Below are 24,985 nucleotides of genomic sequence, written 5' to 3'. Positions count from 1 at the left end.
CGGCCCCGCCGCGCGTCCGGCCGCGGCCGGTCCGCTCACTCCCCGCCGGTGTGCTCCGCGAGGATCGCCCGCAGGCGGGTCGTCCGGGGTGCGCCGGGCCGCTCGGCGACCGCCTGGGCCAGCAGCGGACCCGCCGGGTGCACCACGGAGAGGTGCCGCTCCGCCCGCCCGAACGCCGTGTACGCCCACTGCCGGGTGAGCAGGGCGCCCGCGTCGCCCGGGACGACCGCGACGACACCCGGCCACCTCCGCCCGACCGCCTGGTGCGCGGTGAGCGCCCAGCCGTGCCGCAGGCGGTCGACCTGCGCGGGGGAGAGCGTGAGCCGGGTGCCGTCGGCGAGCTCCAGGTGCAGCCCGGCGGCGTCGCCGTCCAGCACCCGGCCGGGCAGGGTGGTGCCCGGGGCGGGCGACCAGGCGACCCGGTCGCCCGGGTCGAAGCCGCCGAACGTGCCGGGCCCGGGGTTGAGCCGGGCCTTGGCGGCGGCGTTCAGTGCGCGGGTGCCGGCACTGCCCGCGTGGCCCGCGGTGAGCAGCACGACCTGCTCGGCGGGGATGCCGAGCGCCCGGGGGATGGAGTCGGCGATCAGCTGGACGGCCCGGTGCACGGCCTCGCCGGCGTCCTGGACGGCCAGCACCACGACCTCCTTCTCCGGGGCCTCGACGGGCTGCAGCTCGCCGATCGAGATGCCGGAGACGAGCTCGCCGACGGGGCCGGTGTCGGGCGTGCGGGACGCCACGACGGGGCAGAACCTCGCGGCGGCCAGATCGGCGAGGAAGCGTCCGGGACCGGCCGACCAGAGCTGGGCCGGGTCGCCGCTGAGGACGAGGCGGGTGCCGTCGGCCAGCGCCTCCAGCAGGGTGGCGGCGAGTTCGACGTCGAGCAGCTGGGCGTCCGGGACGACGAGCAGGTCGAGGCCGAGGGTGCCGTCCACGGCGCGGGCCGGGCCGTCCGCGGCGCCGCCGAGGAGCCCGGCGAGGGTGGTGACCCGGGCGGCCGCGGGGGAGCCGTCGAGCAGGGCGCCGAGGGCGGCGCTGCCGTGGTCCGTCCAGGTCGCCGCCCAGGCCTGCAGGCCGAGGCCGTCGGCGGCCGCGAGCAGGGCGGCGAGCTCCGCGCGGGAGGCCTCGCCGCCGGTGTGGACGACCAGGGCGTCGTCGGCCACCGCGCGGATCAGCGCGGCCGCGGAGGAGGAGGGCGCGGCAGCGGCGGCGGCCTCCCAGGCGGCGGGGCCGGGCCGGACCGGGACGTGCTCGGCCCCGTCCTGCGCGTCGGCGCCGGGCTCCGCGTCCTCGGTGTCCGCGTCCTCGGTGTCCGTGCCGGAGTCGGCGTCGCCGTCCTGCCCGGTCTCCGCGTCGGCCGGTGCGTCGGCCGGTGCGTCGGTGCCGGGCACGAGGGTGGACCGCAGCCGGACGAGTCCCTCGCCGAGGCTCTCCTCGGCGAGGGCGAGCCGCTCCAGCGCCAGCAGGGTGCGGGTGGGGGGCTCCTCGTCCTCGTCGGTCGGGCGGTGCCCGGGCAGCTCCTCCTGGAAGGCCATCACCCGGCCGTCCACCACTGCCTCCTGCAGGGCGGTCGCGGCGTCCGGCACCCGGTGGGCCTCCAGGCCTGCCGCGACCTCGCCGATCTCCTGCGCGGAGTGGCCGCGCAGCACCGCCTGTTCCAGCAGCCACGGCACCAGGGCGCCCGCGCGGCGCGGGTCCGACGGGTCGGCGGTGGCGCCGAGGAGGCCGCGGGCGAACCCGTCGGCCTGGTCGGGACGGACCCCGGGCAGGCCGAGGACGGCCCACGGGTCCTCGCGCAGCACCGCGCCCGCGCTCTCGCCGAGGGCGGCCACGGCCGGCCCGGCGAGCCCGGTGGGGGCGCCGCCGTCGGCCAGCACCTCGGCGGCGGCCGCGAGCGCGGCCCGGTGCTGCTCGTCCGTGCGCGGCCCGGGGGCGGCGGCGGGTTCGGGGCCGGGCCCGGACGACGCCCCCGCCGCGCGGATCGCCTCGGCGAGCGCGGCGACCGCCTCGGCCTGTCGCTCCGGGGCCGGCTGCTCCGCTTGCGTCATCGATGTCTCCTCGCGGCCGACGGTGTCACAGCTCCGTCCAGCCCTGGTCCGGGTAGCGGTGCACCGGCGCCGAGACGTCGTCGAGCGCACCGCGGATCTCACCCGGAAGCGTAAGGGCCTCCACCGACAGGGCTGCCTGCAGCTGGGCCGAGGTGCGGGCGCCGACCAGGGCGCTCGCCACGCCGGGCCGGTCGCGGACCCAGGCGAGGGCGACCTTCAGCGGACTCGTGGCGAGCCCGTCGGCGGCGGTGGCGAGCGCGTCGACGATCCGGCGCGAGCGTTCTCCGAGGTACGGCTGCACGGTGCCGGCGTGGTGGGAGGAGGCCCCGCGCGACTCGGGCGGCACCCCGTGCCGGTACTTGCCGGTGAGCACGCCCCGGCCGAGCGGCGAGGAGGCGAGCATGCCGACGCCGGCGTCCAGGGCGGCGGGCAGCACCTCGCGCTCCAGGCCGCGCTGGAGCAGGGAGTACTCGAGCTGCGCGGCGGCGGGCGGCACCCGGGCGGGGTGGCCGTGCTGCCAGGCGGCGGCCTTGGCGAGCTGCCAGCCGCTGAAGTCGCAGACGCCGGTGTAGCGGGCGCGGCCGGAGGCGACGGCGATGTCGAGGGCGTGCAGGGTCTCGTCGAGCGGGGTGGCCGGGTCGTGGCCGTCGACCTGCCAGAGGTCGACGTGGTCGGTGTTGAGCCGGCGCAGCGAGGCGTCCAGTGCGGTGAGGAGATGGCCGCGGGAGGCGTCGTGGCGGCGGCCGGGTCCGGGGCGGGCGCCGGCCTTGGTCGCGATGACCAGGTCGGAGCGCGGCACGAGGCCGTCGGTGAGCCGGGAGAGGAGGTACTCGGCGCCGCCGTCGGCGTAGGCGTCGGAGGTGTCCACGAGGGTGCCGCCGGCGTCGACGAAGGCCTTGAGCTGCTCGGCGGCCTCCTGCTCGTCGGTGTCGAGGCCCCAGGTCAGGGTGCCGAGGCCGATCCGGCTCACCGTGAGGCCCGTCCTGCCGAGGTGACGCTGCTTCATGGGGGTGCCCCTTCGTCGACGGGCTGGTACGGCAGGGTGGGGGCGGAGCCCACGAGCGCAGAGCGTAGCGGCCGCGACACGCCGAGTGGCGAAGACCCGCGCGTCCGGGTGACGCAGCCCACAGCTACCCGCCGGTAGCCCGAGGTCGGGCGGCGCGGCTACCCTCGCGGTAGGACCGACCGGAAGGCGTGGGCAGCGCAATGCGACTTGGCATCAACCTGGGGTACTGGGGACTCGGCATGGACGCCGACAACATCGCCGTCGCGCAGGAGGCGGACCGCCTCGGCTACGCGGTCTGCTGGGCCGCGGAGGCGTACGGCTCCGACGCCGCGACCGTGCTCAGCTTCGTCGCGGCGAAGACCGAGCGGATCGACGTGGGCTCGGCGATCTTCCAGATCCCGGCCCGCACGCCGGCCATGACGGCGATGACCGCGGCCACCCTGGACACCCTCTCCGGCGGCCGCTTCCGGCTCGGCCTCGGCGTGTCCGGCCCGCAGGTCTCCGAGGGCTGGTACGGCGTGAAGTTCGACAAGCCGCTGGCCCGCACCCGCGAGTACGTGGAGATCATCCGCAAGGCGATGGCCCGCGAGCGGCTGGTGCACGAGGGCGCCCACTGGACGCTGCCGCTGCCGGGAGGCCCGGGCAAGCCGCTCAAGCTGACCGTGCACCCGGTGCGCGAGCACATCCCGCTCTACATCGCGGCGATCGGCCCGAAGAACCTGGAGCAGACCGGCGAGATCGCCGACGGCTGGCTCGGCATCTTCTTCGCGCCCGAGCACGCCGCCCTCTCCCTCGACCCGCTGAAGGCCGGCCGCGCCACGGCCGGGCTGACCCTGGACGGCTTCGACCTCTGCCCGACCGTCACCATCGCGGTCGACGAGGACGTCCGGGCCGCCGCCGACGTGCAGCGCGACTACGCCGCCCTCTACATCGGCGGCATGGGCAGCAAGGACAAGAACTTCTACAACCAGCTGACCCGCCGTATGGGCTTCGAGCAGGCCGCGGACGAGATCCAGCAGCGCTACCTCGCCGGAGACAAGGCCGGCGCGGCCGCCGCCGTCCCGCACGAGCTGATCGACGCCACCTCGCTGATCGGCACCACCGAGCGGATCGCCGACCGGATGCAGGCCTACGCCGAGGCGGGCGTCACCACGCTCACCCTGGCCCCGGCCGGCTTCACCCTGGACGAGCGGATCACCGCGCTGCGCACCGGCGCCGAGGCGCTGGAGCGGGCCGGCCTGGCCTGACGGGAGCCCCGGGGCCCGTCCCCGGCCGCCGCGCACGCCGCGGAGGCCGGGGACGGAGGCGGCGGCTTCAGAGCCAGCCGGCCCGCTTGAACGACCGGTAGAGCACCGCGCAGGCCAGCGCCATCAGCCCCACCGCCGCCGGGTAGCCCCAGGGCTGCCGCAGCTCCGGCATGTGCTCGAAGTTCATCCCGTAGATGCCGGCGATCATGGTCGGCACGGCCGCCAGCGCCGCCCAGGCGGAGATCTTCCGCATGTCGTTGTTCTGCTGCACGCTGACCTGCGCGAGGTTGGCCGCCAGGATGTCGGTGAGCAGCCGGTCGAGCGCGTCTATCTGCTCGTTGACCCGGGTCAGGTGGTCCAGCACGTCCCGCAGGTAGGCCTGCAGGTCCTCCGGCACGAACGGCAGCCCGCCGCGCACCAGCCGGGCGGCGGGCTCCTGGAGCGGCGCGACCGCCCGCCGGAACGCCACCGCCTGCCGCTTGAACGAGTAGATCCGCTCGGCGACGCCCCGGGTGCGGCCGGGCGCGAAGACCTCGGCCTCCAGCTCGTCCAGATCGCCCTGGACGGTGGTGACGAGGTCGACGTAGTCGTCGACGACCCGGTCGCAGACCCCGTACAGCACGGCGGCCGGGCCCAGGGCCAGGATCTCGGGGCGCCCCTCCAGGTCCTTGCGCAGCGTGCCCAGCGGGCTGATCGCGCCGTGGCGGACGGTGATCACGAAGGCGTCGCCGACGAACATCAGCACCTCGCCGGTGACGACCGGCACGTCCGGCCGCTCGTAGGCCAGGGTCTTGACGACGGCGAAGACCGAATCAGGGTAGACCTCCAGCTTGGGGCGCTGGTGGGCGGCCGTCAGGGCGTCCTCGACGGCCAGCGGGTGCAGGTCGAACTCTGCGGCCACCAGGTCGAGTTCCTCGACGGACGGGTCGTGCAGCCCGATCCACAGGAAGCCGTCCCCGGCGGCCCGCACGGCCTCCAGCGCGTCCGAGAAGTCCTCGGGGCCCTCCACCCGGTGGCCGTCCCGGTAGGTGGCGCAGTCGACGATCATGCCGGGTATTCTCCCGTGCCGACGCCCCGCCGGTCATCACATCCCGTCACATCTGCGGAAATCACACGCGACGCACACCACCCGGCCCCGACCGCACGAAGTCCCGCCCCGCCGCCGGCACCCCGGGCCCCGGCCCGCACCCGTACCCGCCCCACCGCGCACCCGCCCCCGGGTGCAGGCCGTAGGCTGGTCCGCATGCCCACGCTGCTGCTCGTACGCCACGGCCGCTCCACCGCCAACACCGCCGGTGTGCTGGCCGGGTGGACACCCGGCGTGGACCTCGACGACACCGGCCGCGAGCAGGCCGCCGCCCTGGTCGGACGGCTCTCCGGGGTGCCGCTGGCCCAGGTCGTCAGCAGCCCGCTGGAGCGCTGCCGGCAGACGCTCGCCCCGCTGCTCGCCGCCCGTCCGGAACTCGGCGGCCCCGCCGTCGACGAGCGGTTCGGCGAATGCCGCTACGGCGACTGGACCGGCCGGCCGCTGCGCGAGCTCGCCGAGGAACCGCTCTGGCGCGTCGTGCAGGACCACGCCTCCGCCGCCGCCTTCCCGGGCGGCGAGTCGCTGCGCGAACTCTCCCACCGCACGGTCGACGCCGCCCGCGAGTGGAACGACAAGGTCGCCGCCGAGCACGGCGACGACGCGGTCTGGGCCGCCTGCACCCACGGCGACGTCGTCAAGGCGATCGTCGCCGACGCGCTCGGCCTGCACCTCGACCACTTCCAGCGGATCTCCGTCGAGCCCTGCTCGGTCACCGCGATCCGCTACACCCCCCACCGCCCCTTCCTGCTGCGCCTCGGCGACACCGGCAGCCTCGGCTCGCTCGCCCCCCGGCCGGAGCGGCCGCAGGTGCCCGGCGGCGACGCCGTGGTCGGCGGAGCCGCTTGAGCAGACCGGCCGCAGCATCCCCACGGCCCACGCCGTAGGGTGGCCGATGAGCCCCGTCCGAACCCCGATCCGGAGCGAGAGAGTGCCCCGTCAGGTCTTCTTCTACGACCAGCCCGAGCGGTTCGTGGCCGGCACCGTCGGCCAGCCCGGTTCCCGCGCGTTCTACCTGCAGGCCAGCGCCCGGGGCCGGATCACCAGCGTGCTGCTGGAAAAGGCCCAGGTGGCCGCGCTCGCCGAGCGGGTCGAGGAGGTGCTCGACGAGGCGCTGCGGCGCAGCGGCGGCTCCACCGCGATCCCGGCGGTCGCCCCCACCGAACTCCTCGACAGCGCCCCGCTCGACGTGCCGCTGGAGGAGGAGTTCCGGGTCGGCACGATGGCGCTCGCCTGGGACAGCGCCGACGAGCGCCTCGTCGTCGAGGCCCAGGCCGTCGTCGAGGACGCCGAGGACGCGGAGACGGTCCTCTTCGAGGACGACGACGAGAACGGCCCCGACATGCTGCGGGTCCGGCTCACCGGCGCGATGGCCCGGGTGTTCGCCCGGCGCGCCCTCGACCTGGTGGCCGCCGGCCGCCGGCCCTGCCCGTTCTGCAACCTCCCGCTCGACCCGGAGGGTCACCTGTGCCCGCGCGCGAACGGCTACCGGCGCTGAACGACGCCGAGCAGCCCCAGGACCCGGAGACGCCGGCCCCCCGGTCCCCGGAGCAAGGGCCGGAGCAGTCGCCCGAGCGCGAGCCCGAGCCCGGTCTCCCCGGCACCGACCCGGCCACCGGCGCCGCGCTCGCCGCCGACCTGCCCGCCGCCCTCGCCCTGCTGCGCGAGGGCCGGCTGGCCGTCCACGGCCGGCTCACCGACGCCTCCAACGCCGTCCTCTACTGCACGGTCGCCCTGGACGGCGTCACGGCCCCCTGCGTCTACAAGCCGGTCGCCGGCGAACGCCCGCTCTGGGACTTCCCCGACGGCACCCTCGCCGGCCGCGAGGCCGCCGCGTACGAGGTCTCCGCCGCCACCGGCTGGGCGCTGGTGCCGCCCACCGTGCTGCGCGACGGGCCGCACGGCCCCGGCATGGTGCAGCTGTGGGTCGAGCCCGACCCGGACGCCCCCGAACTCCTCGACCTGCAGGACCCGGACGCCCCGGCCCCCGGCTGGCTGCCGATCGTCCGCGCCGAGATCGAGGACGGGCGGACGGCGCTGCTGGTGCACCGCGACGACGACCGGCTGCGCCGGCTCGCGGTGCTCGACGCGGTGCTCAACAACGCCGACCGCAAGGGCGGCCACTGGATACCGGCCGCCGACGGCCGGATCTACGGCATCGACCACGGCGTGACCTTCAACACCGACGGCAAGCTGCGCACCCTGCTCTGGGGCTGGGCCGGGCAGCCGCTGACCGCCGAGGCCCGCGAGGTGCTCGGCCGGCTCGCCGCCGACCTCGACGGGCCGCTCGGCGGCCGCCTCGCCCCGCACCTCACCCCCGCCGAACTCGACGCGGCCCGCCACCGGACCGCCGCCCTGCTGCGCACCGGGAGCCATCCGCTGCCGTCGGCGCAGTGGCCTTCTATTCCCTGGCCGCCGCTCTGATACCGATCCGAAACCGGCGGCGGACGTAATCCGGCCGATCCCGCCGACTGGTTGGTCTTTCAAATGATCGCAAGGTTAGAGTCGGAGCCATGCATGCCTGGCCCGCCTCCGAGGTTCCCGCCCTGCCTGGTCAGGGGCTTCCCCTTCGAATCCACGACACCGCCACGAGCAGTGTCCGGGAGGTCGTGCCCCAGGGCCCGACCGCCCGTCTCTACGTCTGCGGCATCACCCCGTACGACGCGACCCACCTGGGCCACGCCGCCACCTACACCACCTTCGACCTGGTGCAGCGGGTCTGGAAGGACGCCGGTCACGACGTCCTGTACGTGCAGAACGTCACCGACGTCGACGACCCGCTCCTGGAGCGCGCCGTCGCCACCGGTCAGGACTGGACCGAGCTCGCCGAGCGCGAGACCGCCCTCTTCCGCGAGGACATGACCGCCCTGCGGATGCTCCCGCCGGCGCACTACATCGGCGCCGTCGAGTCCATCCCGTGGATCGTCCCGCTGGTCAAGAAGCTGCTGGCGAGCGGCGCCGCGTACGAGCTGGACGGCGACGTCTACTTCTCGGTCGACGCCGACCCGCGCTTCGGCGGGGTCAGCGGCCTCGACCGCGAGGCGATGCTGCCGGTCTTCGCCGAGCGGGGCGGCGACCCGCAGCGCCCCGGCAAGAAGAACCCGCTGGACGCCCTGCTGTGGCTCTCCGCCCGCCCCGGCGAGCCCGCCTGGGACACCGAGCTCGGGCACGGCCGCCCCGGCTGGCACATCGAGTGCGTGGCGATCGCCCTGGAGTTCCTCGGCATGTCGTTCGACATCCAGGGCGGCGGCAGCGACCTCTCCTTCCCGCACCACGAGATGGGTGCGGCGCACGCGCAGGTCGCCACCGGCGAGCACCCGTTCGCCCACGCCTACGTCCACGCGGGCATGGTCGCGCTGGACGGCCACAAGATGTCGAAGTCCCGCGGCAACCTCGTCTTCGTCTCGAAGCTCCGCCGCGAGGGCGTCGACCCGGCGGCGATCCGCCTCGCGCTGCTCGCGCACCACTACCGCAGCGACTGGGAGTGGACGGAGGACGACCTCACCCGGGCCCAGGAGCGCCTCGCCCGCTGGCGGGCCGCCGTCTCCCGGCCGGACGGCCCGGACGCGGCCGGCCTGCTCGCGGAGGTGCGCACCGCCCTCGCCGACGACCTGGACGCCCCGGCCGCCCTCGCGGCCGTCGACCGCTGGGCCGAGAGCCAGGCCGCGACCGGCGGCGAGGACATCGGCGCCCCCGGGCTGGTGTCGCGCACCGTGGACGCGCTGCTCGGCGTGGCGCTCTGACGACGCACCCCGGACACGCCGCAGGGGCCACCGACCGGTGGCCCCTGCGGCGTTCCACGTCCTACTCGTCGTCCTTCGGCGCCCGGTCCTCCGGCGCCCCGTCGGGACCGGTCGGTGCGTCCGTCCCGTCGGGCCCGGCCCCGGGCTCCGGCTCCGGTGCGTCCGGCTCCTCGGCGGCGGCCTCCGGGACGGCCTCCGGGGCGGCCGCCGGGGCCTCCGGCCCGTCGGTCCTGGGCTCCGGGGGAGCCTCCGTCGGGCGCTCCGCGACCGCGTGCCCGGCCACCGGCTTCTCCCCGGTCGGCCCGAGGTTGTCCCGGCGCCGCAGGTAGCGCTCGAACTCCCGGGCGATGGCGTCGCCGGACGCCTCCGGCAGCTCCGCGGTGTCCTGCGCCTCCTCCAACTGCTGCACGTACTCCGCCACCTCGCTGTCCTCCGCGGCGAGCTGGTCGACACCGAGCTGCCAGGCCCGGGAGTCGTCGGCGAGCTCGCCCGGCGGGATCCGCAGGTCGAGCAGGTCCTCCAGCTTGTTGATCAGCGCCAGCGTGGCCTTCGGGTTGGGCGGCTGCGCCACGTAGTGCGGCACCGCCGCCCAGAGCGTCACGGCCGGCACCCCGGCGTGCGCGCAGGCCTCCTGCAGCACACCGACGATCCCGGTCGGGCCCTCGTACTTGCTCTCCTCCAGGTCGAGGGAGCGGGCGAGCGCCGCGTCCGAGGTGACGCCGCTGACCGGCACCGGCCTGCTGTGCGGGGTGTCGCCGAGCAGCGCCCCGAGGATCACGACCAGCTCGACGCCCAGCTCGTGCGCGAAGCCGAGCAGCTCGTTGCAGTACGAGCGCCAGCGCATGCTGGGCTCGATGCCGCGGACGACCACCAGGTCGCGGATCTTCGGCTCGTTGACCCGCACCACCGACAGCCGGGTGGTGGGCCAGGTGATCCGGCGTACGCCGCCGTCCAGCCAGATCGTCGGACGGTTCACCTGGAAGTCGTAGTAGTCCTCGGCGTCCAGCGCGGCGAACACCTTGCCGCCCCAGGTCTCGTCGAGGTGCGCGACCGCGGCCGAGGCGGCGTCGCCGGCGTCGTTCCAGCCCTCGAAGGCGCAGATCATCACCGGGTCGATCAACTCGGGAACGTCTTCCAGCTCGATCACCCAGCGTCTCCCTCCGTCGGCCGGTGCCGCCCCCCTCCCGGCCCGCGGACCGGTGGCCGGCAGTCGGCCGGTCGAACCTCGCGTGGAACGCCGCGTTCCACGGTCCCTACCTGCCCAGCCTACGGGCTTTGATACCTGCCCAGGCCGGAGTGGGCAGCCTATCCGAGCACGGCGTCCGACACGCTCGGCAGGTAGCCGCCGGACTGCCCGGACGCCTTCGGGTGGTACGACTCCCACAACGGCAGCGTGATCGGGTGGATCCACTCGTCCGGGCCGCCGCGGCAGGCGCCGTGGCCCGTGAACCCGGCGCGGACGTCGGCGAAGCGGAACCCCTGCTTCTCCGACTGACGCCCGATCAGTTCGTCCAGCCGGTCGGTCAGCGTGTTGAAGCGCGACCGCCGCGCCGCCGTCCCGATGACGCAGGTGCTCCCGGTGCCCAGCAGGTGCGGGTAGCCGGTCACCACCACCCGGGCCGCGGGGGCCCGTGCGTCGAGCGCGCGGTAGAGGGTGTCGAGCCGGCCGGGCAGCTCCTCGGCGAGCCGCCGCTCCGACTCGTCGAGTGCCGCGTCGCACCGGGCGTCGGTGGTGAGCGGCTGGAGGCAGGCGACGGCCGCGTCCGCGAAGGCGAGGTCGTTGCCGCCGACGGTGAGGGTGACGAGGGTGGCGTCCGTCGGCACCCGGGGGACCTGGTCGCGCAGCACGTCGGCGGTGAGCGCGCCGCTGCACGCGGCGAAGAGGAAGTCCGCCGGGCCGTGCCCGTCGCGCCAGAGCGCGGGGTAGGCGCCGGCGGAGCGGTGGCACGCGCCGCTCGCCGGGTCGTAGCCACCCGCGCCGACCCCGGCGGCGAAGGAGTCGCCGAGCGCGGCGTAGCGGGCGGCGGGTGCCGCCGAGGCGGGGGCGGCGGACAGCATCAGGGGGACGGCGGTGAGGGCGGCGAGCAGCTTGGGACGCACGGTTCCTCCAGGAACGCACGGGCATGGTCGTCACGCACAGTAGCGCTACGGGTGCGTAACGCAAGCACCGTCCACTCTGCAAATCAGCGCAAGCGGTTTGCGTTTCTTGCCGTACACTCACGGCCATGACACGACGACTTGCCGAAGTGGCCAAGAAGGTCGGGGTGAGCGAGGCCACCGTCAGCCGAGTGCTGAACGAGAAGCCCGGCGTCTCCGAGGCGACCCGGGCGGCGGTGCTCACCGCGCTCGACGTGCTCGGGTACGAGCGCCCGACCCAGCTGCGGGGCGAGCGGGCCCGGCTGGTCGGACTCGTGCTCCCCGAGCTGCAGAACCCGATCTTCCCGGCGTTCGCCGAGGTGGTCAGCGGCGCCCTGGCCGGCCAGGGGTTCACCCCCGTGCTCTGCACCCAGACCGCCGGCGGCGTCTCCGAGGCCGACTACGTCGACCTCCTGCTGGAGCAGCACGTCTCCGGCATCGTCTTCTTCGGCGGCCTGTACGCGCAGGGCGACGCCCCGCACGAGCACTACGACCGGCTGGCCGACCGCAGCCTGCCGACGGTGCTGCTCAACGCCGCCATCGACGACCTCGACTTCCCCCGGGTGTCGTGCGACGACGCCGTCGCCGTGGAGCAGGCCGTGGGCCACCTGCGGCAGTTGGGGCACAGCAAGATCGGCCTGGTGGTCGGTCCGGTCGACCACGTGCCGTCGCAGCGCAAGCTGGCCGCGGCCCGTGCGGCGCTGGCCAGGGTCGGTGCGGAGCTGCCGGACATCCACGTCGAGCGGGCGCTGTTCAGCCTGGAGGGCGGGCAGGCGGCGACGACCAGGCTGCTGCGCCAGGGGGTCACCGGGATCGTCTGCGCGAGCGACCCGCTGGCGCTGGGCGCGGTGCGCGCCGTCCGCCGCGCGGGACTCTCCGTGCCCGACGACGTGTCGGTGATCGGCTACGACGACTCGTCGTTCATGATGTGCACCGACCCGCCGCTGACCACGGTGCGCCAGCCGATCGAGGCCATGGGGCGCGCGGCCGTGGAGCTGCTGGTGGGGGAGATCGCCGGGGTGAAGGTGACCCACGACGAGCTGCTCTTCGAGCCGGAGCTGGTGGTGCGGGGTTCGACCGCGCCGATGCGGCCGCGCGGCTGACGGCGGGCCGTACGCGGGGCTGCCGCGGATCGGCCGAGGGCTGATCGCAGCCGGTCAGGGCTTCCTGACGGACAGACAGACGCAGGGCGGGCACTCCGGTGCCCGCCCTTTTTTCGTGTGCACTCGGTCGGTGCGATCCGTTGACATGCCTGTAGCACCTCTGTAACTCTTGGCTGCCATCGCGCAAAACAGCTACAGACGAACGTCATTTTCTTGATTCCTTCTGCAACTTCCCCCACGAAGGCAGGAACCCCCATGGGAATCTCGTGCTGCTCGTCCTCGGCTCCCGATGCGACCGCCACCGCGGTCCGCCCGGCGCCGGCCACCCGGACCCGGACCACCGGGCCCCGCCCCACCGTCACCGCCCGGCCCGTCGGCCGGTGCGCCGGACTCCACCACCACGTCCGGTAGCTGACGCCCCGCCACAGGTTTCGGGCCGCCCCACTCGGACGGCGGTCCGATCCGGGGCCTGCGCCCCGGTGCACCCGCGAGGGTGCCGCGCGGCGGAGCCGGGGGCCGCCACGCCGCGCACCATCACGAACCGCAGAGACAGAGGGACACAATGAGATCGAAGCGCACACTGCCGCGGCTCGGCGCCGCGACGGTCGCGACCGGCCTGCTGATGATGGTGATAGGTCCGGTCGTCCCGGCCCACGCCGCCGGCGGACCGAACCTCGCGGCCGGCAAGACCGTCACCGCCAGCAGCTCCACCGGCGAGCGCGTCGTGGCCAACGTCAACGACGGCAGCCAGGACAGCTACTGGGAGTCCAGCAACAACGCCCTGCCGCAGTGGGTCCAGGTCGACCTCGGCAGCGCCACCGCCATCGACCAGGTCGTGCTGAAGCTCCCCGCCGGCTGGGGCTCCCGCAACGAGACCCTGACGCTGCAGGGCTCCACCGACGGCTCGAACTTCTCCACCATCCTGGGCTCCGCCCTGTACGCGTTCGACCCGGGTGCGGGCAACACCGCCCGGCTCAACTTCGGTGCCACCACCACGCGTTTCGTCCGCGTCAACGTCAGCGCCAACACCGGCTGGCCGGCCGCGCAGTTCTCCGAACTGGAGGTGTACGGCGCCACCAGCGCGTCCGGCAACCTCGTCCGCTCGGCGACCTCCAGCAGCGCCGTCGCGCCGTACGCGGCCGGCAACGCCGCCGACGGCAACACCGGCACCTACTGGGAGAGCAACAGCAGCTCCTTCCCCCAGTGGTTCCAGGCCGACCTCGGCTCCGCCGTGCCGGTCAACAAGGTCGTGCTGCGGCTGCCGGCCGCCTGGGAGAGCCGCAGCGAGACGCTGAAGCTCCAGGGCTCCACCGACGGCACCAACTTCACCGACCTGGTGGCCTCCGCCGCGTACGCCTTCAACCCGGCGACCGGCAACACCGTCACCATCAACGTCAGCACCGCCACCACCCGGTACGTGCGGGCGACCTTCACCGCGAACAGCCAGTGGCCCGCGGCGCAGCTGTCCGAGTTCGAGGTGTACGGCCCGAGCTCCGGCGACACCCAGGCGCCCACCGCGCCCGGCGGCCTGGCCTTCACGCAGCCCGGCTCCGGCCAGATCAAGCTGACCTGGAACGCCGCCACCGACAACACCGGCGTCACCGGTTACGACGTGTACGCCAACGGCTCGCTGCTGACCAGCGTCGCGGGGAACGTCCTCACCTACACCGACACCCGTGCGGACAGCGCCACGGTCTCGTACTACGTGAAGGCCAAGGACGCCGCCGGCAACCAGTCGGCCGCCAGCGGCACCGTCACCCGCACCGGCGCCACCGGCGACACCCAGGCGCCCAGCGCGCCCGCCAGCCTGGCGTTCACCCAGCCGGCCTCCGGGCAGATCAAGCTGACCTGGGGCGCGTCGACCGACAACACCGGCGTCACCGGTTACGACGTGTACGCCAACGGCTCGCTGCGCGCGAGCGTCGGCGGCGGTGTGCTGACCTACACCGACAGCCAGCCCGACAGCGCCACGGTCTCGTACTACGTGAAGGCCAAGGACGCCGCCGGCAACCAGTCGGACACCAGCAACACCGTGATCCGCACCGGCCAGACCGGCGGCACCGGCACCAACCTGGCCGCCGGCAAGCCGATCACCGCCAACTCCTCGGTGTTCACCTTCGTCGCGGCCAACGCCAACGACAACGACACGGCCACCTACTGGGAGGGCGCGGGCGGCAGCTACCCGAACACCCTCACCGTGGCGCTCGGCTCCAACGCCGACACCAGCTCGGTGGTCGTGAAGCTCAACCCGGCCTCCGCCTGGGGCGCCCGCACCCAGACCATCGAGGTGCTGGGCCGCGAGCAGAGCAGCTCCTCCTTCACCAGCCTGTCCGCCGCGAAGGCGTACGCCTTCGACCCGGCCTCGGGCAACACGGTGACCATCCCGGTCTCCGGCCGGGCCGCCGACGTCCAGCTGAAGATCACCTCCAACACCGGCTCCTCCGCGGGTCAGGTCGCCGAGTTCCAGGTCGTCGGCACCCCGGCGCCCAACCCGGACCTGCTGGTCACCGCGACGTCCGTCAGCCCGGCCAACCCGGTCGAGACCGACGCCCTCACCCTCGCCACCACGGTGAAGAACCAGGGCACCTCGGCCTCCGCCGCCACCTCGGTGAACCTCTACCTCGGTTCGACCAAGGTCGGCACCGCCCAGGTCGGCGCCCTCGCGGCCGGTGCCTCCAGCACCGTCAACGTGAGCGTCCCCGCGCAGAACGCGGGCAGCTACCAGCTCATCGCGAAGGTCGACGAGTCCAACGCGGTCATCGAGCAGGACGAGACCAACAACACCTACACGGCCGCCGCCAACCTGGTCGTGGCGCAGGTCGCGAGCTCCGACCTGGTGGCCTCCCCGGTCTCCTGGTCGCCCTCCAACCCGGCCGCGGGCAACGCCGTGAACTTCACGGTCGCCATCAAGAACCAGGGCACCTCGGCCGCCGCCTCCGGCAGCCACGGCGTCACCCTGACCGTCGCGGACGCCACCGGCGCCGTGGTCAGGACGCTGACCGGTTCCTACAGCGGTGCCATCGCGCCGGGAGCCACCACCTCCCCGGTGTCGCTGGGCAGTTGGACGGCCGTCAACGGCAAGTACACGGTGAAGACGGTCATCGCGACCGACGGCAACGAGCTGCCGGTCAAGCAGGCCAACAACACCACCAGCCAGGGCCTCTACATCGGCCGCGGCGCGAACATGCCGTTCGACATCTACGAGGCCGAGGACGGCGTCCTGGCGGGCGGCGCGGCCGTGGCCGGTCCGAACCGCACGATCGGCGACGTCGCCGGCGAGGCGTCCGGCCGCAAGGCCGTGACGCTCAACTCGACCGGTTCCTCCGTCGAGTTCACCACCAAGGCGCCGACCAACACCCTGGTCACCCGGTTCTCCATCCCGGATGCGGCGGGTGGCGACGGCATCAACTCGACGCTGAACGTCTACGTCGACGGCACCTTCCTGAAGGCCGTCGACCTGACCTCCAAGTACTCCTGGCTGTACGGCAGCGAGACGGCTCCGGGCAACGGCCCGAGCGCCGGCGGCCCGCGTCACATCTACGACGAGGCCAACATGCTGCTCGGCACCACCGTGCCGGCCGGTCACAAGATCAAGCTGCAGAAGGACGCGGCGAACGGCACCAACTACGCCATCGACTTCGTGAGCCTGGAGCAGGCGACCCAGGTCGCCAACCCGGACCCGGCGAAGTACGCGGTGCCGACCGGCTTCACCCACCAGGACGTGCAGAACGCCCTGGACAAGGTGCGGATGGACACCACCGGCACGCTGGTCGGCGTCTACCTGCCCGCCGGTGACTACCAGACCTCGAACAAGTTCCAGGTCTACGGCAAGGCGATCAAGGTCGTCGGCGCGGGCCCGTGGTTCACCCGCTTCTACGCCCCGACCGACCAGAGCAACACCGACGTGGGCTTCCGGGCGCAGAACACCGCGAACGGCTCGACCTTCTCGGGCTTCGCGTACTTCGGCAACTACACCTCGCGCATCGACGGTCCGGGCAAGGTGTTCGACTTCGCCAGCGTCTCGGACATCACGATCGACAACATCTGGACCGAGCACATGATCTGCATGTACTGGGGTGCCAACACCGACAACATGAAGATCACGAACTCCCGGATCCGCGACACCTTCGCCGACGGCATCAACATGACCAACGGCTCCACCGACAACCTGGTCTCCAACAACGAGGCCCGCGCCACCGGTGACGACTCCTTCGCGCTGTTCTCCGCCATCGACGCCGGCGGCGCCGACGAGAAGAACAACGTCTTCGAGAACCTCACCACCATCCTGACCTGGCGTGCGGCGGGCATCGCGGTGTACGGCGGCTACGCCAACACGTTCCGCAACATCTACATCGCGGACACCCTCTGCTACTCCGGCATCACCATCTCGTCGCTGGACTTCGGCTACGCGATGAACGGCTTCGGCGCCTCGCCGACGACCGACCTGCAGAACATCTCGATCGTGCGGTCCGGCGGCCACTTCTGGGGCTCGCAGGTCTTCCCGGCGATCTGGGTCTTCTCGGCCTCCAAGGTCTTCCAGGGCATCCGCGTGAGCGACGTCGACATCGTCGACCCGACCTACAGCGGCATCATGTTCCAGACCGGCTACACCGGCGGCCAGCCGCTGTTCCCGGTGAAGGACACCGTCTTCACCAACGTCTCGATCACCGGCGCCAAGAAGAGCGGCGACGCCTTCGACGCCAAGTCCGGCTACGGCGTCTGGGCCAACGAGATGCCCGAGGCGGGCCAGGGCCCGGCGGTGGGTGAGGTCGTCTTCAACCACCTGACGACGAGCGGCAACTTCAAGGACATCCAGAACACGACGTCCACGTTCAAGATCACCGTCAACCCGTAACGATTGCGCAAACGAAGCAGGGCGGGCGCCCCATGGCCCGCCCTGCTTCGGCGTTCCCGGGGGCGCTTGCGGCGGTCCGGAAGGGCCGGCCGGGGGCGCCCGGGGCGGGCCGGAGTCGTTCGGGACACGGTCAGGACACGGTCGGGCCACGGCCCCGCCCACAGGCCCCGGAGTCCCAACGGGCCTGCGGAGGCCGGTTGCAGGCCCCGTCGGCCGGGGCGGGCCGGATCGGTCCGGGGCGGGGTCGCGGGGCGCTCCAGGGGGCCTCTGCGGGCCCGTCCGCAGGCCAGGGCGGGAGAGTCGGCCGTCGGCGGGCGCCACGGAAGTCGCAAGGTCTACGTCAGGTTTTTGCGAAATCTCGTCGACATCTTGTGGACATCTGTCGGGACTGGTTAAGTAGTCGACACCAGCCGGCGCTGCCGCAAGCAGCGTCCGTGGCTCGGCCTTGCACGCTTCCCCGCCCCCGGACATCTCCCGGGGACGGCCCCCCACCGGAATTCCACGGGCACCCCCGCGCCCCGGCGCAGCCCACCGTGCTTGAAAGGGTCCATCCGCATGAACAGAGACCGGCTCGTCCGCAGAACCGTCGCCTTCGCCGCCGCTGCGGGCCTTGCGCTCACCGCGGCCGCCTGCTCCTCCTCGGGCAGCGGCGACTCGGGCACCTCCGGCGACTCCGGCAAGCCGGCGGCCAGCGCGACGCTCGACCCGAACACCAAGGTCACCATCAGCATCGACTGCCAGCCGCCGACCACCAAGCCCGCCGAGCGCAAGGAGTGGGCGGAGGACGTCGCGGCGTTCAACAAGCTCTACCCGAACGTCACGATCAACTCCAAGGACGCCTCGCCCTGCGAGGAGCCGGCCTCCTTCACCGCCCAGCTCAAGGGCAAGACCCAGCCGGACGTCTTCTACACCTACTTCACCGACCGCGAGCAGGTCCTCGACGCGGACGCGGCCGAGGACATCACGGCCTACGTCAACGACCAGTCGGTGCCGGCCCTCAAGGACATCGACCCCTCGGTCATGTCCACCCTGAAGTCGGAGGGCAAGCTGTACGGCCTGCCCACCACCAACTACAAGATGGGCCTGCTCTACAACCGCGCCCTCTTCAAGCAGGCCGGCCTCGACCCCGAGAAGCCGCCGACGACGTGGGCCGAGATCCGCGAGGCGGGCAAGAAGATCGCCGCGCTCGGCAACGGCGTCAACGGCTACGGCGACTACAGCGCCACCAACCAGGGCGGCTGGCACTACACCGCCGAGCTGTACGGCCTCGGCGGCTCGATGACCACCGAGGACGGCAAGAAGGCCGCCTTCAACACCCCCGAGGGCAAGCAGGTCCTGCAGAACCTGTACGACATGCGCTGGACCGACAAGACCATGGGCGAGACCCAGAGCCTCAAGTGGCCCGACCTCATGACCCAGATGTCGACCAACAAGCTCGGCATGTACATCGGCGCGCCGGACGACATCACGTACATGGTCCAGACCCTCAAGGGCAAGTACGAGGACTACGGCATGGGCCCGATGCCGGGCGGCAAGTCGGCCCTGCTCGGCGGCGCCGACTACATGTTCAAGAAGGGGTCCACCCCGGACCAGATCAAGGCCGGCATCGCCTGGGTCAACTTCAAGTTCCTGACCATGGGCAAGGGCCAGTTCGACTACGCCCGCACCAAGACCGACGGCCTGCCCGTGGGTCTGCCCCAGCCCTTCTTCTTCGGCGGATCCACGCTGGAGGAGGACAACAAGCTGAAGGCCGCGAGCGCCACCGTCCCGGTCGCCAACTACGCGCCCTACCTGGCCGTCCAGGTGCCCGGCAAGACCGAGCCCGCCAACGCCCAGCAGATCTACAAGGTCCTGGACAACGCCGTCTCGGCCGTCCTGACCGACAAGAACGCCAACGTCGACAAGCTGCTCTCGGACGCCGAGAGCCAGGTCAACCAGGTTCTGGCGAACCTCCAGTAACGGCTCGCGGGGGCCGGCCGGCGGGCCGGCCCCCGCGTCGCCCTGGCCAGACCAGCCCGACCGACCAGGAGTACATTCCATGGCAGCGATCAGCGTCTCCGCCCGGCGGAAGACCGAGCCAACGGCACCGGACACCGCGCCCGCGGGCCGCGCCGCCTTCCGTCAGCGCCTCCGCCGGAATCTCACCGGCCACGGCTTCCTCATCGGGGCACTGCTCTGCTTCGCCTACTTCTCGTGGTACCCGATGGTCCGCGAAGTCATCATGAGCTTCCAGAAGACCAAGCGCGGCAAGACCACGTGGGTCGGCATGGAGAACCTGGACCGCATCTTCCAGGACCCGGACTTCTGGCACGCCTGGCGCAACACCCTGCTCTTCACCCTGCTGGCGCTCGTCCTCGGCTTCGCCGTCCCCTTCGTGGTGGCCGTGCTGCTGAACGAGCTCCGGCACGCCAAGTCGTACCTGCGCATCCTGGTGTACCTGCCGGTGATGCTCCCGCCGGTCGCCTCGGTACTCCTCTTCAAGTACTTCTACGACCCCGGCTACGGCCTCTTCAACGCCATCCTGAGGACGCTGCACCTGCCGACCTCGGCCTGGCTCAACTCGCCGGACACCTCGATGATCTCCGTGGTCATCGCGGCGACCTGGATGAACATGGGCGGCGCGACCCTGATCTACCTGGCCGCGCTGCAGGGCATCCCCGGCGAGCTGTACGAGGCCGCGGAGCTCGACGGGGCCGGCCTGCTGCGCCGGATCTGGCACGTCACCATCCCGCAGACCCGGCTGATCCTGTCGCTGCTCCTGCTGCTCCAGGTCGTCGCGACCATGCAGGTCTTCGTCGAGCCCTACCTGCTGACCGGCGGCAACGGCCCGCAGAACTCGACGCTGACCGTCGTCAACCTCATCTACCAGTACGCCTTCAGCTTCAACAACTACGGCAGCGCCTCGGCGCTCGGCCTGGTCATGCTGCTCGTACTCGCCGGCTTCTCCGCGCTGTACGTGCGCCTGAGCCGCACCACCGACTAGGACGGGAGCCCCGCCATGGCAGACACCTCGACCCGTACCCTGATCTCCGAGACGCAGCTGAACCGCCCGCTGGGCCGGGCGATCTACTGGACCGTCCTCGTCCTGGTGGTCATCGGCTTCACGCTGGTCTTCCTCGGCCCGCTGTACTGGCTGGTCACCGGTGGACTCAAGTCCACCCAGGAGGTCATCCAGAACCCGCCGACCTTCTTCCCGAAGCAGATCCACACCGACACGTACAGTGAGGCGTGGTCCAAGCTCAACATGGGTCGGCTGCTCTTCAACACGCTGTACTACGCGTTCGGGGCGCTGGCCTTCCAACTGGTCTTCGACGTCGCCGCGGCGTACTCGCTGTCGAAGCTGCGACCGGTGCTGGGCAACGTCATCCTCGGCATGATGCTGGCCACGCTGATGATCCCGTCCGCGGTGCTGGTCGTGCCGCAGTACCTGACCGTGCTCGACCTGCCGCTGGTGCACGTCAACCTGATCAACACCCCGTGGGCGATCTGGCTGCCCACCGTGGCCAACGCCTTCAACATCTTCCTGCTGAAGCGCTTCTTCGACTCCATCCCGGAGGAGCTGATGGCCGCGGCCGCCATCGACGGTGCGTCGCCGCTGCGGGCGCTGTGGTCGATCGTGCTGCCGATGTCCCGGCCGATCCTCGGCGTGGTCTCCATCTTCGCCGTCGTGAACGTCTGGAAGGACTTCCTGTGGCCGCTGCTCGTGCAGCCGGACCCGAGGAACCAGCCGCTCAACATCGGCATCAACTCGCTCTCCATCGGTGTCCCGCAGAACGTCGTGATCGCCGCCCTGGCGATCGCCTCGGTGCCGACGGTCGTGTTCTTCCTGATCTTCCAGCGCAACATCATGGCCGGCCTGACTTCAGGCGGGCTCAAGGGCTGAGGCCCGGTCATTTCGCGAAAGGACTACCCACCGTGGTACTGCAGCCCGACCGCCCGGACTGGTGGCGAGACGCGGCGATCTACCAGGTCTACCCGCGGAGTTTCGCCGACGGCAACGGCGACGGCACCGGAGATCTGGCGGGCATCCGCGCCCGGCTCCCGTACCTCGCCGAACTCGGCTTCGACGCCGTGTGGTTCAACCCCTGGTACCCGTCCCCGCTCAAGGACGGCGGCTACGACGTGGCCGACTACCGTTCGATCGACCCGGTCTTCGGCACGCTGGAGGAGGCCGAGAAGCTGATCGCCGAGGCGCTCGACCTCGGCATCCGCACCGTCGTCGACATCGTGCCGAACCACGTGTCGAACGAGCACCCGTGGTTCCGCGCCGCCCTGGCGGCGCCGGTCGGCAGCCCCGAGCGCGAGCTGTTCCACTTCGCCGAGGGGCGCGGCGAGAACGGCGAACTCCCGCCCAACAACTGGACGTCGGAGTTCGGCGGCTGCCCCTGGACGCGCATCGCGGACGGGCAGTGGTACCTCCACCTCTTCGCCACCGAGCAGCCCGACCTCAACTGGGCGCACCCGCTGGTCCGCCAGGAGCACGAGGAGATCCTCCGCTTCTGGTTCGACCGCGGCGCGGCCGGCGTCCGGATCGACTCGGCCGGTCTGCTGACCAAGGAGCCGGGCCTGCCCAGCTTCGAACTCGGCGTGGACACCCACCCGTTCGTCGACCGCGACGACCTGCACGAGATCTACCGGTCCTGGCGCGCCATCGCCGACTCGTACGAGCAGCCGCGCGTGCTGATCGGCGAGATCTGGGTGCCGGACACCGAGCGGTTCGCCCGTTACCTGCGCCCGGACGAGCTGCACACCGCGTTCAACTTCGACTTCCTGGCCCGCCCCTGGGCGGCCGCCGAGCTGCGCGCCTCCATCGACGGCACGCTCGCCGCGCACGCCCCGGTCGGCGCCCCCGCCACCTGGGTGCTGTGCAACCACGACGTGACCCGCACGGTGACCCGGTACGGCCGCACGGACACCCGGTTCCAGTTCTCCGCCAAGGCGTTCGGCACGCCGACCGACCGCGCGCTCGGCGTCCGCCGCGCCCGCGCCGCGGCCCTGCTGTCGCTGGCCCTGCCGGGGTCGCTGTACATGTACCAGGGCGAGGAGCTCGGACTGCCGGAGGTCGAGGACCTGCCGCTGAGCACCCTGCAGGACCCGATGCACTTCCGCTCCGGCGGCACCGACCCGGGCCGTGACGGCTGCCGGGTGCCGATCCCGTGGTCCGGCGAGGCGCCGCCGTACGGCTTCGCGCCGGAGGGCGTCGAGCCGTGGCTGCCGCAGCCCGCGGACTGGGCCGCGCTCACGGTGGCGGCGCAGACCGGCGACCCCGACTCGATGCTGGAGCTCTACCGGGAGGCGCTGCGCATCCGTCGGGAGCGGATCGGCGGGGAGTTCGGCTGGCTGCCGGCCGACCCGGAGGTGCTGTCGTTCCGGCGTGCCGACGGCTTCGGCTGCCTGGTCAACCTCGGTGCGGAGCCGGTGGCGCTGCCCGGGGGTGCCGCGCTGCTGCTGGCGAGCGGTCCGCTGGCGGAGGGCGGGGCCCTGCCCTCCGACACGGCCGTCTGGTTCGAGATCCTGGACACTCGTCTATGATGACTGGACAGGTGTCCAGAAAGTAGGAGTGGTCATGCAGACGGCGGCGAGCGTCCTGGTGGGTCTGGTGGCGGCCCTGCACGCGTACATCCTGGTGCTGGAGATGTTCCTCTGGGAGCGCTCCCCCGGCCGGAAGCTCTCCGGCTTCGACGCCGGGCTCGCGCGCACGACCGCGCCGCTCGCCGCCAACCAGGGCCTCTACAACGGGTTCCTCGCGGCCGGCCTGGTCTGGGGCCTCGTCGCCGCGGACCCGGTCGGCCACGACGCGCAGGTCTTCTTCCTCTGCTGCGTCGTCGTCGCCGGCGTCTACGGCGCCGCCACGGCCAACCGCCGCATCCTGGTCGCGCAGGCGCTGCCCGGGGCGGTCGCCCTCGCCGCCGTACTGGCCGCCGGATGAGCGATCCGCGCTCCGAGCGCACCCGGGGCGCCCTGCGGGCGGCACTCCTCGCCGAGTGCGCGGAGCGGCCGCTCGCCGAGGTCAGCGTCTCCGCCGTGGTCCGCCGCGCCGGACTCGGCCGGGCCACCTTCTACCTCCACTACGTGGACCTGCGGGCGCTCGCCGTCGACGCCTGCGGCGAGGTGGCCGACCGCGCGGTGGACGCCCTCCACGCCTGGCAGGGGCCCGTCGACCCGGCCGCCCCGCCGCCCGCGCTCGGTGCGTTCCTGACGGACAGCGCCGACCGGGCCGCGCTCCACCGGGCGCTCCTCACCCCGGGCGGCGGCGGCCCGCTCGGCGACCTGCTGCACGAACGCCTGCGGGCCCGCAGCCGCGCCGAACGCGAACGGGCCGGCGCCCCGCACGCCGACACCGTGGCCTCCGCGGTCGCGGCGGCCTTCACCGGCCTCTTCGCCGACTGGCTGCACGGCCTGATCGACACCGACGCGGAGACCCTCGCCGCCCGCACGTGGCGCCTGCTGATCGCCCTGCACCGGGCGCCGCTCGACGCCCCGCCCGCCCCCGCGGACCCGCACGAGGCGTGACCCGCGTCCGGCCCGGCGGCGTGCTCACCGGCCCGCCGCCGCGGCACCGCCCGCGCACCAGCCGCTCCGGTAGGCCTCCCAGTCGGCGGGTGTCGCGGTGAAGTCGACGTACAGGGCGAGCCCGAAGGTCCGCCGGTCGTTGCGGCCGAGCGCCAGCCGGGCGCCCCGGACGGCCGCCGCCACCGTCTCCGCCGAGCCGCGGTGGCTGTAGTCGTCCTCCCAGTACGCGGGCAGTCCCATCAGCAGGTCGACGTCCGCGGGGGTGGCCTCCAGGGCGAGCGAGGTCTGCTGGGCGACGTACCCGCCGTACAGCGACTCCAGCTGCATCGAGGTGTCGTACGACATCACCGCCACCTGGTCGACCCGCCGGGCGACCTGCCCGAAGTACGCCTGCGACCACCACTTGCCGTGCCGGGTGAGCGCGAGGCCGACCCGGTGCAGGCCCGGCAGCGGGTCGATCTGCGGGGCGGCCACCGAGAACGGCACCTGCCGGGCGGTGGTCACCGCGTGCACGTCGTCGAGCAGGGCGAGGAAGCCCCCGGAGCCGGAGTGCACGGGCTCCATGTCGAAGTGCACCCCGTCGAAACCCTGGTCGAGCACCTGTCGGGCGGAGGCCGTGACGCGGTCGCGCACGTCGGCGCGGTCGAGGTGCAGGCCGTCCTTCTCCGGGGCGACGACGTCGCCGAGCCAGGCCTGCACGCGGACGCCGGGCAGCAGCCGGTGCACGTCCCGCACCAGCCCCGCGGCCCGCGGGGATCGGTCGGCGCGCAGCGAGCCGTCGTGCTCCAGCGGCCCGGCGTGCACGTAGAGGTCGTGGATGCCGGTGCCGGCCAGCCGCGCGGCGAGCGCGGTCAGGTCGGCCCCGGTCCGGCGGCCGTCGACCCAGGCGTGGCCCATCCAGAGGGCGTCCCGGCCGCGGGTCCTGGCCTCGGCGGACGGTTCGCCTGCGTACTGGAGGCGCAGCGCGGCGGCCGCCGCGGCCACCGGAAGGAGTAGCAGGCCCAGGGCCATGCAGAAGCCGACCGCCACCCGCCGCCGCCACGTCCACCTGCGCCACCGCGCCCGCGGCCCGCCCGGTTCAGCCCCGGTTCTCCGACGCACGACACCCCTTCCGTCCGGTCCGTTCGTGTGGTGAGGACGCCCAGGATGCGAAACGGGTTCCGTCGCCGGGCAGGTGTCCGGATACGCTGGCGGCGTGCGTCCCCGTTCACGGAGGGGACGCATAGCCGACAGCCGTCGCACCCAGGGAGTCG

General features: G+C 73.0%; 19 protein-coding genes. 13 read left to right on the top strand and 6 right to left on the bottom strand.

Annotation, left to right across the window (positions count from 1 at the left end; translation table 11 throughout):
- Positions 1-35: 35 nt before the first annotated feature.
- Entirely contained in the window at positions 36-2,045 is a 2,010-nt protein-coding gene (locus tag OG335_RS09150) for a helix-hairpin-helix domain-containing protein (RefSeq protein WP_405010539.1), read from the bottom strand.
- A 25-nt stretch (positions 2,046-2,070) separates the two neighbouring features.
- Positions 2,071-3,051 carry an aldo/keto reductase gene (locus OG335_RS09145; protein ID WP_405010538.1) on the bottom strand — a complete coding sequence of 327 codons (981 nt, stop codon included), beginning with the start codon at positions 3,049-3,051 and terminating at the stop codon, positions 2,071-2,073.
- A 200-nt stretch (positions 3,052-3,251) separates the two neighbouring features.
- On the opposite strand from OG335_RS09145, the gene OG335_RS09140 reads away from it, so the two are divergent.
- Positions 3,252-4,298, top strand: coding sequence for an LLM class F420-dependent oxidoreductase (locus OG335_RS09140; protein ID WP_405010537.1), 1,047 nt, complete (start codon positions 3,252-3,254; stop codon positions 4,296-4,298).
- Positions 4,299-4,365: 67 nt separating this feature from the next.
- On the opposite strand, the gene OG335_RS09135 is transcribed toward OG335_RS09140, so the two are convergent.
- Positions 4,366-5,355 (bottom strand): magnesium and cobalt transport protein CorA, encoded by a 990-nt coding sequence (locus OG335_RS09135; RefSeq protein ID WP_405015341.1) that lies wholly within the window; start codon positions 5,353-5,355, stop codon positions 4,366-4,368.
- 186 nt (positions 5,356-5,541) lie between these two features.
- Here OG335_RS09135 and OG335_RS09130 point away from each other — a divergent pair, with 186 nt between their 5' ends.
- The 4 genes from OG335_RS09130 (at position 5,542) to mshC (ending at position 9,125) form a co-directional block, all read left to right on the top strand.
- On the top strand, positions 5,542-6,231 hold the full coding sequence (locus OG335_RS09130) for a histidine phosphatase family protein (protein WP_405010536.1): 690 nt from the start codon (positions 5,542-5,544) through the stop codon (positions 6,229-6,231).
- 82 nt (positions 6,232-6,313) lie between these two features.
- Entirely contained in the window at positions 6,314-6,880 is a 567-nt protein-coding gene (locus OG335_RS09125; RefSeq protein ID WP_405010535.1) for a DUF3090 domain-containing protein, read from the top strand.
- Positions 6,881-7,020: 140 nt separating this feature from the next.
- The gene (locus OG335_RS09120) at positions 7,021-7,806 is read left to right on the top strand and encodes an SCO1664 family protein (protein WP_405015340.1); all 786 of its coding nucleotides are present in this window, start codon (positions 7,021-7,023) and stop codon (positions 7,804-7,806) included.
- Positions 7,807-7,895: 89 nt separating this feature from the next.
- Positions 7,896-9,125, top strand: a complete 1,230-nt coding sequence (mshC, locus tag OG335_RS09115) for a cysteine--1-D-myo-inosityl 2-amino-2-deoxy-alpha-D-glucopyranoside ligase (RefSeq protein WP_405010534.1) — start codon at positions 7,896-7,898, stop codon at positions 9,123-9,125.
- A 61-nt stretch (positions 9,126-9,186) separates the two neighbouring features.
- On the opposite strand, the gene OG335_RS09110 is transcribed toward mshC, so the two are convergent.
- The gene (locus OG335_RS09110; protein ID WP_405010533.1) at positions 9,187-10,272 is read right to left on the bottom strand and encodes a PAC2 family protein; all 1,086 of its coding nucleotides are present in this window, start codon (positions 10,270-10,272) and stop codon (positions 9,187-9,189) included.
- A gap of 158 nt (positions 10,273-10,430) precedes the next feature.
- The gene (locus OG335_RS09105) at positions 10,431-11,225 is read right to left on the bottom strand and encodes an SGNH/GDSL hydrolase family protein (RefSeq protein ID WP_405010532.1); all 795 of its coding nucleotides are present in this window, start codon (positions 11,223-11,225) and stop codon (positions 10,431-10,433) included.
- Between the two features lie 125 nt (positions 11,226-11,350).
- Here OG335_RS09105 and OG335_RS09100 point away from each other — a divergent pair, with 125 nt between their 5' ends.
- From OG335_RS09100 to OG335_RS09065, 8 genes are all read left to right on the top strand, one after another.
- The gene (locus OG335_RS09100; RefSeq protein WP_405010531.1) at positions 11,351-12,364 is read left to right on the top strand and encodes a LacI family DNA-binding transcriptional regulator; all 1,014 of its coding nucleotides are present in this window, start codon (positions 11,351-11,353) and stop codon (positions 12,362-12,364) included.
- A gap of 562 nt (positions 12,365-12,926) precedes the next feature.
- Positions 12,927-17,219 (top strand): discoidin domain-containing protein, encoded by a 4,293-nt coding sequence (locus OG335_RS09095; protein WP_405010530.1) that lies wholly within the window; start codon positions 12,927-12,929, stop codon positions 17,217-17,219.
- 555 nt (positions 17,220-17,774) lie between these two features.
- Complete coding sequence (locus tag OG335_RS09090; protein ID WP_405010529.1) at positions 17,775-19,178, top strand: extracellular solute-binding protein; 1,404 nt, start codon at positions 17,775-17,777, stop codon at positions 19,176-19,178.
- A gap of 79 nt (positions 19,179-19,257) precedes the next feature.
- Positions 19,258-20,202 carry a carbohydrate ABC transporter permease gene (locus tag OG335_RS09085; RefSeq protein WP_405010528.1) on the top strand — a complete coding sequence of 315 codons (945 nt, stop codon included), beginning with the start codon at positions 19,258-19,260 and terminating at the stop codon, positions 20,200-20,202.
- Positions 20,203-20,217: 15 nt separating this feature from the next.
- Positions 20,218-21,102 carry a carbohydrate ABC transporter permease gene (locus OG335_RS09080; RefSeq protein ID WP_405010527.1) on the top strand — a complete coding sequence of 295 codons (885 nt, stop codon included), beginning with the start codon at positions 20,218-20,220 and terminating at the stop codon, positions 21,100-21,102.
- A 32-nt stretch (positions 21,103-21,134) separates the two neighbouring features.
- A complete protein-coding gene (locus OG335_RS09075) occupies positions 21,135-22,751 on the top strand; it encodes a glycoside hydrolase family 13 protein (RefSeq protein WP_405010526.1) in 1,617 nt (538 codons plus the stop codon).
- A 34-nt stretch (positions 22,752-22,785) separates the two neighbouring features.
- The gene (locus OG335_RS09070) at positions 22,786-23,148 is read left to right on the top strand and encodes a DUF1304 domain-containing protein (protein WP_405010525.1); all 363 of its coding nucleotides are present in this window, start codon (positions 22,786-22,788) and stop codon (positions 23,146-23,148) included.
- Positions 23,145-23,732, top strand: coding sequence for a TetR/AcrR family transcriptional regulator (locus tag OG335_RS09065; protein ID WP_405010524.1), 588 nt, complete (start codon positions 23,145-23,147; stop codon positions 23,730-23,732). The genes OG335_RS09070 and OG335_RS09065 overlap by 4 nt, the downstream gene beginning before the upstream one ends.
- Positions 23,733-23,756: 24 nt before the next feature.
- Here the strand turns inward: OG335_RS09065 and OG335_RS09060 are convergent, their stop codons facing one another.
- Positions 23,757-24,956: a hypothetical protein gene (locus OG335_RS09060; RefSeq protein WP_405010523.1), complete on the bottom strand. Its 1,200-nt coding sequence runs from the start codon at positions 24,954-24,956 to the stop codon at positions 23,757-23,759.
- Positions 24,957-24,985: the final 29 nt, after the last annotated feature.

This window comes from Kitasatospora sp. NBC_01539 (assembly GCF_045040525.1).
In the GTDB taxonomy this organism is placed as follows: Bacteria; Actinomycetota; Actinomycetes; order Streptomycetales; family Streptomycetaceae; genus Kitasatospora.
This window is presented reverse-complemented; position numbering and strand designations above follow the sequence as displayed.